The sequence below is a fragment of the Vibrio aquaticus genome, from assembly GCF_003970385.1.
In the GTDB taxonomy this organism is placed as follows: Bacteria; Pseudomonadota; Gammaproteobacteria; order Enterobacterales; family Vibrionaceae; genus Vibrio; species Vibrio aquaticus.
Genome location: NZ_RXZH01000010.1, coordinates 1 through 13,002, shown reverse-complemented (window position 1 = coordinate 13,002; position 13,002 = coordinate 1). Strand labels below are relative to the sequence as shown.

12 protein-coding genes, 2 tRNA genes, 1 rRNA gene and 1 riboswitch are annotated in these 13,002 nt (G+C 45.3%); of the genes, 3 read left to right on the top strand and 12 right to left on the bottom strand.

Going from position 1 to position 13,002, the window contains the following annotated elements; all coding sequences use genetic code 11:
* Positions 1-83: 83 nt before the first annotated feature.
* Positions 84-548 (top strand): transcriptional regulator AsnC, encoded by a 465-nt coding sequence (asnC, locus tag EJ063_RS17160; protein WP_126575553.1) that lies wholly within the window; start codon positions 84-86, stop codon positions 546-548.
* Positions 549-590: 42 nt separating this feature from the next.
* On the opposite strand, the gene tsrA is transcribed toward asnC, so the two are convergent.
* Both tsrA and EJ063_RS17150 read right to left on the bottom strand, forming a co-directional pair.
* Positions 591-875 carry an H-NS-like global regulator TsrA gene (gene tsrA / locus EJ063_RS17155; RefSeq protein WP_126575552.1) on the bottom strand — a complete coding sequence of 95 codons (285 nt, stop codon included), beginning with the start codon at positions 873-875 and terminating at the stop codon, positions 591-593.
* An 82-nt stretch (positions 876-957) separates the two neighbouring features.
* On the bottom strand, positions 958-2,151 hold the full coding sequence (locus tag EJ063_RS17150; RefSeq protein WP_126575551.1) for a multidrug effflux MFS transporter: 1,194 nt from the start codon (positions 2,149-2,151) through the stop codon (positions 958-960).
* A gap of 105 nt (positions 2,152-2,256) precedes the next feature.
* Here EJ063_RS17150 and EJ063_RS17145 point away from each other — a divergent pair, with 105 nt between their 5' ends.
* On the top strand, positions 2,257-3,198 hold the full coding sequence (locus EJ063_RS17145) for a LysR family transcriptional regulator (RefSeq protein ID WP_126575550.1): 942 nt from the start codon (positions 2,257-2,259) through the stop codon (positions 3,196-3,198).
* 97 nt (positions 3,199-3,295) lie between these two features.
* The gene (locus EJ063_RS17140; RefSeq protein WP_126575549.1) at positions 3,296-5,086 is read left to right on the top strand and encodes an aminopeptidase P family protein; all 1,791 of its coding nucleotides are present in this window, start codon (positions 3,296-3,298) and stop codon (positions 5,084-5,086) included.
* 107 nt (positions 5,087-5,193) lie between these two features.
* On the opposite strand, the gene thiH is transcribed toward EJ063_RS17140, so the two are convergent.
* The 10 genes from thiH to rrf form a co-directional block, all read right to left on the bottom strand.
* Positions 5,194-6,321, bottom strand: coding sequence for a 2-iminoacetate synthase ThiH (gene thiH, locus EJ063_RS17135; RefSeq protein ID WP_126575548.1), 1,128 nt, complete (start codon positions 6,319-6,321; stop codon positions 5,194-5,196).
* Between the two features lie 17 nt (positions 6,322-6,338).
* Positions 6,339-7,106, bottom strand: coding sequence for a thiazole synthase (locus tag EJ063_RS17130; protein WP_126575547.1), 768 nt, complete (start codon positions 7,104-7,106; stop codon positions 6,339-6,341).
* Between the two features lie 5 nt (positions 7,107-7,111).
* Positions 7,112-7,366 carry a sulfur carrier protein ThiS gene (gene thiS, locus EJ063_RS17125; protein ID WP_126575546.1) on the bottom strand — a complete coding sequence of 85 codons (255 nt, stop codon included), beginning with the start codon at positions 7,364-7,366 and terminating at the stop codon, positions 7,112-7,114.
* A gap of 82 nt (positions 7,367-7,448) precedes the next feature.
* Positions 7,449-8,210 carry a HesA/MoeB/ThiF family protein gene (locus EJ063_RS17120; protein WP_126575545.1) on the bottom strand — a complete coding sequence of 254 codons (762 nt, stop codon included), beginning with the start codon at positions 8,208-8,210 and terminating at the stop codon, positions 7,449-7,451.
* A complete protein-coding gene (locus tag EJ063_RS17115; protein ID WP_126575544.1) occupies positions 8,200-9,594 on the bottom strand; it encodes a thiamine phosphate synthase in 1,395 nt (464 codons plus the stop codon). Before EJ063_RS17115 ends, EJ063_RS17120 begins: the two co-directional genes overlap by 11 nt.
* Positions 9,594-11,534 (bottom strand): phosphomethylpyrimidine synthase ThiC, encoded by a 1,941-nt coding sequence (gene thiC, locus EJ063_RS17110; RefSeq protein ID WP_126575543.1) that lies wholly within the window; start codon positions 11,532-11,534, stop codon positions 9,594-9,596. Before thiC ends, EJ063_RS17115 begins: the two co-directional genes overlap by 1 nt.
* A gap of 143 nt (positions 11,535-11,677) precedes the next feature.
* Positions 11,678-11,776, bottom strand: a riboswitch (TPP riboswitch).
* 68 nt (positions 11,777-11,844) lie between these two features.
* Positions 11,845-12,228, bottom strand: a complete 384-nt coding sequence (crcB, locus tag EJ063_RS17105) for a fluoride efflux transporter CrcB (protein ID WP_126575542.1) — start codon at positions 12,226-12,228, stop codon at positions 11,845-11,847.
* A gap of 391 nt (positions 12,229-12,619) precedes the next feature.
* A tRNA-Trp gene (locus EJ063_RS17100) sits at positions 12,620-12,696 on the bottom strand.
* Positions 12,697-12,762: 66 nt separating this feature from the next.
* Positions 12,763-12,839 (bottom strand) — tRNA-Asp (locus tag EJ063_RS17095).
* 42 nt (positions 12,840-12,881) lie between these two features.
* Positions 12,882-12,997, bottom strand: a 5S ribosomal RNA gene (gene rrf, locus EJ063_RS17090).
* Positions 12,998-13,002 lie beyond the last annotated feature (5 nt).

Below are 13,002 nucleotides of genomic sequence, written 5' to 3'. Positions count from 1 at the left end.
GAATGGAAGAATGAGTTTAATTGTATCATCAATGGTGATAATTTGTACTTATTCCATGATGTTAACATGAGCGACCCGAAAGAATGCACACTCAAAGTATGAAGTTAGATGACCTGGATAAAGCGATTTTAAAGACATTGATGGAAGATGCTCGTACTCCTTACGCAGAGATGGCCAAGCTTTTTGAAGTCAGCCCAGCCACTATCCACGTGCGGATAGAAAAGATGAAGTCAGCCGATATTATTCAGGGAACGGAAGTCATCGTGGATACCAAGAAGCTTGGTTATGACGTGTGCTGTTTTATTGGGATCAACTTGAATGCCGCGCGCGATTACCATTCTGCACTTGAAAAGCTCAATGCATTAGAGGAGGTGGTTGAAGCTTACTATACGACGGGGGCTTACAATATCTTCGTTAAGTTGATGTGTCGTTCGATAGAAGAGTTGCAATATGTGCTTATTGATAAGCTACAAGCCATCGATGAAGTCCAATCAACCGAGACGTTAATCTCATTGCAAAACCCTATCAATCGTAACGTGAACCCATAAAAAAACTCGCCGAAGCGAGTTTAATTGCGATTTATCTGTCTGCTAGTTATTAGCGAGATACGCTTTTAGCTGCTCAACTGAGATACCTTGAGCAGCGATCTCTTTTGCTAACACATCAAGCTGCTCTTCTTTACGAGACTCAATCACTTGTTGAAACTGATAGACCATGTCGCGTAGGACCGCAATCGGTACCTGTTTTGCCGCGCTTTGGATGCGCTCTGCACTTTGGCTGCCTAATTCATTAAGCACTTTACCAAACATAATTTTATCTGGAGCAGTATCCAATTGCTCCATAACGCGAGCCATCTCGTAGGCAGTCATTGACATCGTTGGTTTGTATCCACAGATTTCGATATAAGAAGCTCAAATATACAGCGTTTACAATCAATAGCAAAGAGCTAGATGCGCTTTAAGCCTCTGCATAATGCCAAGTTTTTCCTGACTTCGACCATAAGATTGCGAGAGCCGGCGTGACAATCAACATTAATGTGGCGATCATAATCTGAGGCTCCATCCCTAAGCGTTGTACCGTACCCACAACCAAGCCAGAACCACTCATCTGAAATAGCCCTAGCAGTGCCGCCGCGGTGCCCGCTTTATCTCCAAATGGCGCCAGCGCTTTACCTGCCGCTGCACCAAGAATCCAAGCAAACCCGATCGATGACATGAAGATCGGCAGCATAAACGCGAGAGGCGTCGCGTGGTTCATGATCAGCAGCATCACCATACCCGCAATCATCAAGGTGGTAATACCAACCGTCAGTGCAGCGTGAGTGCCATACTTTTCCATAAACTTAGGTGCACTCATGCATGCTGCGATGTTAATTACCGCATTCACACCAAACCAGAACGTAAACTCGTTCATTGTTAGACCTGAGTTTTCCATCAATACCACGGGCGCAGATGTGACATAGCCTATGATTACCGCCATGGCCAACATACAAAGAGATGCATGGAAAATAAATGATGGCGTCTTCAATACATCTAAGTAGCGATTGAGCTTAAACACTGGTTCTTTGCTTAACTGTGGATTGCTCTCTTTCATACCTACCCAAAGGAACACAAGCACCACTACAGCGAAGCCCGCCATAAAACTAAAGTTTGAGCGCCAGCCAAATTGCTGCGTCAACCAACTACCAAGAATAGGCGCCAGTGCAGGAATAAAGCAGATTGCACCGTTTAGGTAGCTAATCATTTTTCCACTTTTCTTTGGTCCAAAAATGTCGCGAACTGTTGCAAAGGCTGCTACCGATGTCGCACACGCACCTAAGCCTTGTAGCAAACGAGCCACTAGCATCCACTCGATATTCTGAGCACTCCACGCCAATAAAGCGCTCACGGCATAGATACTAACGCCTGCCAATGCAACAGTCCGACGTCCTAGTTTGTCTGCCAACGGGCCAGCAAACAACTGTCCTACACCCATCGCAAACAAAAACCATGTAATCGTATCTTGTGCTAAAGCATGTTCCACGTGGAACGTTGACGAGATCAAAGGCAATGCAGGCAAATAGATATCTATCGCAAGAGGGCTAAATAGAACAAGCAGCGTCAATAACGCGAGCTGAGTTTTTGATGGACCATTTTGATTTGCCAGTTGCACTTATTACTCCATAGCAGCTGATGAATTTGGCCATATAGTAGGCTAAACTAGTTATGCCTCATAATGACAATTAATCATCAAAGTTATTCTATATAGGAATTTCTAGTGAACATTGAAAAACTCGCCCGTATCGATCTCAACCTTCTCGTTTGCTTACGTGTCCTTATTGAAGAACTCAATGTGACTCGAGCTGCTCACCGACTTTGCTTAAGCCAATCTGCGGTGAGTAAGAACTTAGCCAAACTGCGTACACAATTTGATGACCCCCTTTTTATTCGTCATGCTCATGGGCTAAAGCCGACACCAAAAGCACTATTCCTAAAGCCAAAGCTTGATATTCTAATCAACCAATTAGAGCAACTCACTCAGCCAGAAGAGTTTTCTCCTAGTTCGAGTGATTACCGCTATCAGATTGCTGCGGTTGAAAGTGTCTACCCACTGATTCTTCCTCACTTCTTACCTGAGATATTCAAGAGTGCACCAGGGGTGACTATTGCCACGCATGCTTGGGCCGATGAAACGTTTCGTCAGATACAAAAAGGCGAAATCGATTTAGGCATCACTGGCAAAGACATCGACATTAATGACGCAAAACTGACCATGCTGCCACCGAGCGATATTTGCGAGCAAGAAATCTATCGTGACATTCAAATGTGCCTGGTACGTAAAGACCACCCTGCTCTTACACAAAACTGGAACTTGGAGAACTACCTGTCGCAACGACATGTACAAGTAAGGTGTGATGGCAATGAGCGCTGGCTACTCGACTACCGGTTGGCGGACTTCGGCAAAGAGCGAGATATTGCGATTACTGTACCGGATTTTAATAGCGCAGCCAGTTTATGTTCATACACAGATTTCGTTTTCACGGCTCCAAGCCACTTCGTTAAGCTAGCGTCTAAACAGCTCGACTTAACGGTACTTCCTTTGCCAATGGAATTCCCACCAATGGCCTACACCTTGTTTTGGCATCGAGACCGAGAAAACGACCCAGCTTTGTCTTGGATTCGCCAAATGATTGAAGATAAAACCACTGCCCTGAGATAGTTTGCAGCTCGGGTATAAAAAGAGTAGCTTATTCACTTCGTCCACAGCGTGCGCCTGTTGAAATGGACGCTATAACCATAATGAAGGATTAACACAGATGCTAACGAATACTGAGCAGCGCTTAACCGCGATTCGCCAATGGCTTGCACAAAACAATATCGACGCTTTACTAGTCCCACATGAAGACGAATATTTAGGTGAATACGTTCCTGCACATAACGAACGTCTTCATTGGTTAACGGGCTTCACTGGCTCAGCAGGCGTAGCCGTAATCAGCCAAGAAAAAGCCGCTATTTTTGTTGATGGACGCTACACCGTTCAGGTCACCAAAGAAGTACCACAAGACCTATTTGAGTACCGCCATCTAATCGAAGAACCGGCGTTAGACTGGATCACTCAACAACTGCCACGTAACTGCACCGTTGCGATAGACCCTCGCATGCACAACGCAGGCTGGTTGAATCAAGCGCAAGCCAAGTTAGCAGCAAACAACGAGTTGGTAATTCTTGAGCAAAACCCTATCGACCTTCTTTGGAGTGACCGACCTGAGCCAGTGATCTCTGATATGATTTTGATGCCAGATGAAACATCGGGTCAAACAAGTACAAGTAAGCGTGCAGAAATCGCTAAGTTGGTTTCGGATACTGGTGCAGATAGCGCTGTGATTACTGCATTGGACTCCATCTGTTGGTTACTCAACATTCGCGGCCTAGACGTCTCTTGTCTACCAGTCCTACTTTCACATGCAATTATTCACAAAGACGCTTCTGTTGAATTTTTCCTAGACCCAGCACGTATCCCTGAGCAATTTGCCTCTCACGTTGGACAAGGCGTAGACGTGTTTGCCCCAGAGCAACTTCAACAGCGCTTAGAACGACTTCAAGGTAAGAAGGTTCTTGTTGACCCTAATACTTCAAATGCGTGGTTTAAGTTAGTACTGCAAAACAGTGGTGCTGAAGTACTTTCAATTGCTGATCCGTGCTTGATGCCAAAAGCGGCGAAGAATGATGTTGAAATTGCAGGTATGAAAGCGTGTCATATTCGTGATGGCGTGGCGATGGTGCAATTCTTAACATGGCTAGACGCGGAAGTATTAGCAGGTAACCTGCATGATGAAGCCGTTCTTTCAGATACTCTCGAGCAATTCCGTCGCCAAGACCCAAGCCTTAAAGACTTAAGCTTTGACACCATTTCGGCAGCTGGTGGCAATGCGGCAATGTGTCACTATAATCATGCAAACCAGCCGGAACCGGGTAAGCTAGAATTAAACACGCTTTACCTTGTCGACTCAGGTGGTCAGTACCTTGATGGCACAACAGATATCACCCGAACTATCGCCATTGGCCAACCGTCAGAAGAGATGATCCGTCAGTTTACTCTCGCACTGAAAGGCCATATCGGTATTGCTCGCGCACGCTTCCCGAAAGGAACCCGTGGTTACCAGTTAGATATCTTAGCGCGTCAGCACCTGTGGGCAGAAGGCTTTGACTACGACCACGGCACTGGTCATGGCGTCGGCCACTTCCTGAGTGTTCATGAAGGCCCACAAAGTATTTCTAAGAAGCTTATCGAAGCACCGCTTGTTGAGGGAATGGTTCTTTCAAACGAGCCTGGTTATTACCGAGCTGATGAATTCGGTATTCGAATCGAAAACCTAGAGTTGGTGGTTGAACTTGAAACTCAAGGCGACTTCCCTGTATTGACGTTCGAATCATTGACTCGTTGTCCTATCGACAAACGTAACATCAATGTGGATTTGCTTACCCGTCCAGAACTTGCTTGGCTAAACGACTATCACCAGAAAGTATGGGATGACATTAGCCCACTTGTAGAAGGCGATGTGAAAGAGTGGCTGCGTGAAGCTACCCAGCCTCTAGCACACAGCTAAGCTGAGCCGATAATCATAGAAAGGGCTAACGTTTTGCGTCAGCCCTTTTTTGTTTGTGTTTCACGTGAAACATCTTAGTTTGTACGGTCCAAACCGCTAATCTTAAGCTATCCTGAATATGCGGAATGCCAATCTCTCCATACAGGAGCAAACCCTTTAGAGCGAATCATATCCTCAACAGATGCAGCACTCCGCTCATCACTGATCTCGAACTGCTCTAGTTCTACATCTCCCATGGCATAACCACCGGGTTGAGTTTTTGAAGCAGCGGACATCGAGGTAACCCCCAAAGGTAATACGTTATCTCTAAATACAGATGACTCTCGAGTTGAAAGTGATAGTTCTACTTCTGGATTTAACAAACGATAAGCACAAATAAGTTGTACAAGCTGTTTATCTGTCATCACCGACTTAGGCTGCATTCCATTTAATGAGCTGCCTCCCTCACAAGGGCGCAATCTCGGAAACGAAATGGAGTATCGAGTTTGCCAATAGGTTCTCTCTAAGTAATCGAGATGCGCTGCGACATAGAAACAATCCGTTCGCCACTCTTCTAAGCCAATTAGCGCTCCAATACCAATCTTATCAATACCGGCTTTGGCTAAACGGTCGGGGGTATCTAAGCGATATTCGAAGTCCATCTTATTGCCACGCAAATGGTGCTCTGCATAGGTCGATGGATGATAGGTTTCTTGATAGACCATCACGGCATCCAAGCCCAACGTTTTAAGTTCAGCATAACTATGTTGATCAAGAGGCTGTACTTCCATCGCCAAGTAATTGAAGCTTTGCTTAATCATCGGCACCACTTCACGAAAGTACTTCATCCCTACTTTGGTTTCGTGCTCTCCGGTCACCAACAACACACTATCAAACTTCATCCTTTTTATCGCTTGTACTTCCGCAGTCACTTCATCCCTATTTAACGTGCGCCGCTTAATACGGTTTTCCATAGAGAAACCACAATAGGTACAAGCATTAGCGCACAAGTTGGAGAGATACAATGGGATGTACAACGACATGGTATTGCCGAACCGCTGTCGAGTCGCGGTATAAGATAACTGCGCCATTTGCTCTAAATATGGCTCTGCTGCTGGAGATATTAGTGCTTTGAAATCTTCCAAATTTCGCTTAGGTTTACTGAGTGCTTGTTCAACGTCACTCGCAGTTTTAGCGTAGATCGACATTGAGATATCATCCCAATCCAGTTTTTTAAATTGCTCAATGAAACTCATGTTACCCTCGCTTACTTTTAAAGCTCATCAAGGAATGAAGTCAATGGGCTCGAAGCAACTGCGTGAGATACCTTTCCAGCAAGCCCCGCTTCGAAGGCCATTCGACCTGATTCAACAGCAAGCTTAAACGCGATAGCCATCGCCACGGGATCATTTGATGCAGCAATCGCTGTATTAACAAGTACCGCGTCGGCACCCATTTCCATCGCTCGCGCGGCATGTGAAGGCGCACCAATACCAGCATCAACGATGACAGGAACGTTGGCTTGATCAATGATGATTTCGAGGAAGTCCTGAGAGACGACTCCTTTATTCGAACCAATCGGCGCACCCAATGGCATCACTGCAGCACAGCCGACTTCTTCAAGTCGCTTACACAAAACAGGGTCAGCGTGGCAGTAAGGCAGCACGATAAAACCTTGTCTGACAAGCTGCTCAGCTGCGGCAAGCGTTTCGATAGGATCAGGCATGAGGTATTTAGGGTCTGGGTGAATCTCCAGCTTTACCCAATTGGTGCCAAGTGCTTCTCGTGCCAACTGAGCTGCGAACACTGCATCTTTGGCATTTTTTGCACCTGATGTATTAGGCAGCAAGTTAACACCTGCTTGAACTAGTGGCTTGAGAATATCGTCTTGACGATCATTTACATCAACACGCTTTAGAGCCATTGTCGCCAATTGAGAACCCGACGCTTGAATCGCATCACTCATCAGCTGGTTGTTAGAAAATTTTCCAGTCCCAGTAAACAGCCTAGATTCAAAGTGCTTATCACCTAGTTTCAGCATCTCGCTCACCCTCCTGCTATTGCTTGAAATAGAGAGATGCTATCTCCTTGAGAAAGCACCGTGTTCGCCCATTCGCTTTGAGGGACGACATTGTTGTTGATTGCCAGCACACAGCCCATTTCGGGTAATTCGAACTGGTTAATGATTTGCGTCAGATTGGATTGACTCGCGACTTGATGAGATTGGTTGTTTATCACAATGGTTATCAAGTCATTGTCTTCAGTCAGTGAACCTGATTCTGAGATTTGATGCGATGACATAATTGCTTCCATGTTTATCTGTTGGTATTAACCCATCGCCAGTTTGCACACTTCGTTACGTCGTGGCGCGGAGTCAATACTGTTACCCTTCGGAACATACCTGACATGCTTTATCTTTGCCGATTGCCATAGTGCTCCATTGCATTTGCATACCGTCGAATTGATTCAAGTGGAAAGGTTTCACGTGAAACATTCCAGTTGCAATTTTTTGGATAGCGGCCAATGCTTGATAGTTGCCAAGCGTACCAACAACTGGCCCCACAATTCCGTTCTCACTGCATGATTGGGCCCGAGGCAATTCATCAAAAGGAAATAAGCAACGGTAACAAGGTTGGTCACCTTCGTATGCTTGAAAATCAAAAACAGCAAACTGGCCTTGCCAACCGATCGCGGCGGCAGAGATTAACGGTGTCGATCTTTCAAAACACGCACTGTTGATTAGCTGTCTTGTCGGCATATTGTCACTACAATCTAAAACAACATCCGCCAACATCACTTCTAGGAGCAGTTGCGATTTATCCAAACGTTTGTTGATAGCACGAACTTGGACTAAGTGATTGACCTGAGAAAGTTGCTTAGTTACCGCTGTAGTTTTTGAGGCACCTATGTCGCCTTCACGATAAATCACCTGGCGTTGCAAGTTACTGCAATCAACGTCGTCGTCATCGACAATCACTAACTTGCCAACACCAGCCGCCGCCAAATACAAACTCGCCGCACTACCCAACCCACCGCAGCCAATAATTAGCACATGAGCCTTTGATAGTTGGAGCTGACCAGTTTCACCAATTTCAGGTATAGAGATTTGTCGCTGGTAACGAAGAAATTGTTGATCAGAGAGCACATTCACTCCTTTCATTACCACTCAAGTTGACCTCGTCACCACTCTGATTACCTTCTTCTCTGCTCATTAACTGAGAGAACATATCAATGACTGCCTTTGGAGAGTCCGCCAAAGTAATTGCTCGAACTACCGCCAAACTCGACACACCGGTTTGCCACACTGATCGCACATTATCTAGATCAATGCCACCAATCGCGACAGTAGGATAGCCGAGTTCCACAGTATCTTTTGACGAAGGTTCCACTGGAGAAATAGGTCGATAAGGAATGCTATCAATCAACTTCTGATACAAAGCTAAGCGTACAAGCCCTTGCGGCTTTGACGGCATTTTCTTAGTTGTAGTTGGGAATATGTGGCCAAGAGCGATATAGCTTGGGTGGATTTGAGTAATTCGTAATAGTTCGTAATAGCCATGGGTAGATAGGCCCAATCGGATTCCGGCATCACTCAATTGACTTAGGTTCGACTCTTCAATGTCTTCTTGACCAAGGTGTACGCCAAAAGCGTTGTGCTTTATTGCCAACTGCCAATAGTCATTAATAAACACTTTAGCGTCATACTCACGACCAAGCTCAATGGCACGAATAACCTGCTGCTCTAAATCACCTTGCTGCGGGTTCTTAATTCGTAACTGTACCGTCTTAATGCCTAAATGAAGCAGTTTCTTAATCCACTCAACATCATCTACAACGGGATAAAGTCCAAGGCTTTGCTTATTCAGCTTAGAAAAGTGGATATTGGATCCGGTACTAGCCCAACCGACGTGAATTCCTAAACGTTCATCTTCTAGAACTGGGGTTGGAAAGTCACTAAATTGGTGAGCCCAAAGGTTAGACGAAGACGAAGCTCCACCTTCACCCAATCGCGTTTCACGTGAAACATGAGCTTGTCGAGTCGCCATCGCTCTGGCAAGCGTTAGTGAGTCCTCAATAGGAAAGTCGAGAACTGACAAAGTCACAAGCCATGATAGATGATATTCAGGTATAAACTCATCCTTGAAGTCGGAGTAAAAGGACAGCGCTCTCATATCATTGGTAATCTGATGACGCCATATATCAAGATACGATGAGTTGTCATCAACTCTATCGTGATCCTTAATGCCAACAAAAATTGAGTTGGTGCCCTGATTCGCGCAATTTTCTACGGATAAACTTGATCGATAGTGGATTAGAAAAGACTCTTCAATATGAGAGTCATCCATCTCGATCAAATCAGATTTAAAGTGAATGCACTGCTGTTCGTGAACAAGTTGAATGGAATGAGTTGGGCTAACACCCAACTCAATATCTTCGATACAAAACCCTTGTTCCTCAGCCAACAGCAGACATTGCTGAACTAAACCAGTAATATCGTTCTGCGCAGGCGGAATTAGGATTTTTGCCATTAGTCACTCACTTCCGCTGTCGCAGCTGGGTGATATAGCTCTGAGCCCGTTGCTCTGAACTCTTCAGATTTCTTGCGCATCCCTTCTAATGGATCATCAAGCATTTTAATTGAAATCGCTTGATCGGCCGCTACCTGTTCTGTGTCCTTAGCATACTCTCTGACTTCTTGTGAGATCTTCATCGAACAGAACTTTGGTCCACACATCGAGCAGAAATGAGCAACCTTACCTGACTCCTGAGGCAGGGTTTCATCGTGGAAAGTACGTGCAGTATCAGGGTCTAACGATAAGTTAAATTGGTCTTCCCAACGGAACTCGAAGCGCGCTTTTGATAATGCATTATCACGCACCTGTGCACCTGGATGGCCTTTCGCTAAGTCAGCGGCATGTGCAGCTAGCTTATAGGTAATCAAGCCAGTCTTTACATCATCTTTGTTTGGTAAACCTAGGTGCTCTTTTGGCGTAACATAACAAAGCATCGCACAACCATACCAACCAATCATCGCGGCACCGATACCGGAAGTGATATGGTCATACCCAGGGGCTATATCGGTAGTCAGTGGGCCTAGTGTATAAAATGGGGCTTCATGGCAGTGCTCCAGTTGCTCTTCCATGTTCTCTTTGATCATGTGCATTGGGACATGACCTGGGCCTTCGATAATAACTTGAACATCGTATTCCCAAGCAATCTTGGTCAGCTCGCCTAAGGTACGAAGCTCAGCAAACTGCGCTTCATCATTAGCGTCAGCGACCGAGCCAGGGCGAAGACCGTCACCCAGCGACAGTGCAACATCATACTGAGCACAGATTTCACAGATTTCTCGGAAATGAGTATAAAGAAAACTCTCTTGGTGATGAGCAAGACACCACTTAGCAATGATAGATCCGCCACGAGAAACAATGCCTGTTACACGCTTTGCCGTCATTGGGACATAACGAAGAAGTAAACCAGCATGGATAGTGAAGTAGTCGACACCCTGCTCTGCTTGCTCAATTAGAGTATCACGCATCACCTCCCAGTTAAGGTTCTCAGCAATACCATTAACCTTCTCTAGTGCTTGATACATAGGTACAGTACCAATCGGAACTGGGCTATTACGCAGTATCCACTCTCGCGTTTCATGAATGTTTCTACCAGTCGATAAATCCATGACAGTATCACCACCCCAACGAGTCGCCCATACCAGTTTCTCAACTTCTTCCTCAATTGATGAGGTGACTGATGAGTTACCAATATTGGCATTAACTTTAACAAGGAAGTTACGGCCAATGATCATTGGCTCAGATTCAGGGTGGTTGATATTAGAAGGGATAATCGCGCGACCTTCGGCTACCTCTTTTCGTACAAACTCAGCCGTAATGTCTTTAGGTAAATTCGCACCAAAGCTCTGGCCCGGATGCTGCTGATTTAATACTTCATCACGGTACTGAGCACGTCCCATATTCTCACGCAGTGCAATGTATTCCATCTCAGGGGTAACTATCCCTTTTCGAGCATAGTGTAATTGCGTGACGCATTGGCCAGCTTTGGCACGACGAATACGAGGAAGGTTGCCATAACGAAGTTCATCGAGCGTTTCGTCATTCAAGCGTTCTTTGGTGTAAACAGAGCTCACATTGTTTAATAGCTCAGTATCTGTACGCTCTTCAATCCATCTTTCTCTAAGCTTCGGTAAGCCATTATAGAGGTCGATAGTATGCTTAGGGTCTGTATACACTCCTGAAGTGTCATAAACACGTACAGGCTCGTTAGGCTCGAATATTGGATCTTCTTTAGTGCCGCCTCTAAGGCTATCGGCTAAAGATATTTCACGCATCGGGACGCGGATGTCCGGGCGTGAGCCTTCTACATAGACTTTGTTTGAATTCGGATACGGCTGTACCGAAAGAGTATCAATAAACTGTTTTGCTTCCAGTCTCGCTTGTTTGCGACTCGACATAGCATTTTTCCTTGCTTTGTTATTCTAAATAAAAAGATTTTGGATAAAAATGCTTGGCGGATAGATGCGACAAGAGGTATCAGGGCTACATAAAGAAAGATACTGTAGCTTGATAATAGATAGATCACTGATGTGAAGGTGTAGTGATCTCTTCTCCTGTTCCCTTCGCAGATTCTAATCTGATCAGGTTCAACGGATCCCGAATTAACGGTCTCAGCCTTATGGCACTCCGACAAGTGAAATCAGTATATAAAATCGGCTTGGTTAAACCAAGCCGACTTGTACAAAAATGTTAAAAAGTGAGCAGTTACTAGCTTTTTATTAGTAGCTGAAAGCCAATCCATGCCGCTGAAATACTGAGAACCACGTTCAGTAATACGTTGAGGCCCATCTTAAAAAACGCACCTTGCTGCATTAAGAGAACGTTATCCATGGAGAATGTGGAGAAAGTTGTTAAGGCACCTAAGAAACCTAACCCAATGATTTGGCGCCACGGTTCTGTCGAGATCATTTCATTCTCAAAGGCTGCAATAAGTAGCCCCATCATTAACGAACCAACCACGTTGACTGTAAGCGTACCATAAGGGAAGCCTCTTCCGAGGAGTAAGGCACATAGTTCAGCGACTAAGTAACGAGAGCAAGCACCAACTGCCCCACCAATTGCAATGAAGCCCAATATTGAAAGCTGTCCCATTATTATTACTCCGCTAGTTAATCTTATTCATCTAAAAAGTCGCATGAACAACGACACTTCATTTACGCCTAATCTATACAATTTAAAAGTTACAGGAGTCACTTTAGTGTAAAGCCTAGGCGAAAATCAAAATTTGAGCTGGTTTAGAGCTGTTCTAAAAACATTCTATACTAAAAATGTGTGGGGCATAAATTGGAAAGTAATAATGCAGAAAGGCCCGACTCTAAAGACTACGGCCTTGAATATGTCAGGGGTGGGCTGGGCTGGCGATCCAGAGATTCAAACTCCCAACACGCACTGTTTGGGTAAATCGGGGAATCCGCTGCACTGTATCAGCGTCTTTAAACATAAAAGCAAAAAGGCCTTAGTCTTTCGACTAAGGCCTTAGATATGGCAGGGGTGGAGAGATTCGAACTCCCAACACGCGGATTTGGAATCCGCTGCTCTGCCAATTGGAGCTACACCCCTGTAGAAACTACAGTTTATCATATTGTAGATTCTAAAAAACCTCGCATAAGCGAGGTTCTAGAATAATGGCGGAGTGGACGGGACTCGAACCCGCGACCCCCGGCGTGACAGGCCGGTATTCTAACCAACTGAACTACCACTCCGCAGTGGCAAACATGCCCTTGGGCATGGTTCCATAATTTAAAGCCTGGCGATGTCCTACTCTCACATGGGGAAACCCCACACTACCATCGGCGCTAATTCGTTTCACTTCTGAGTTCGGCATGGAATCAGGTGGGTCCAAATCGCTATGGTCGCCAAGCAAAT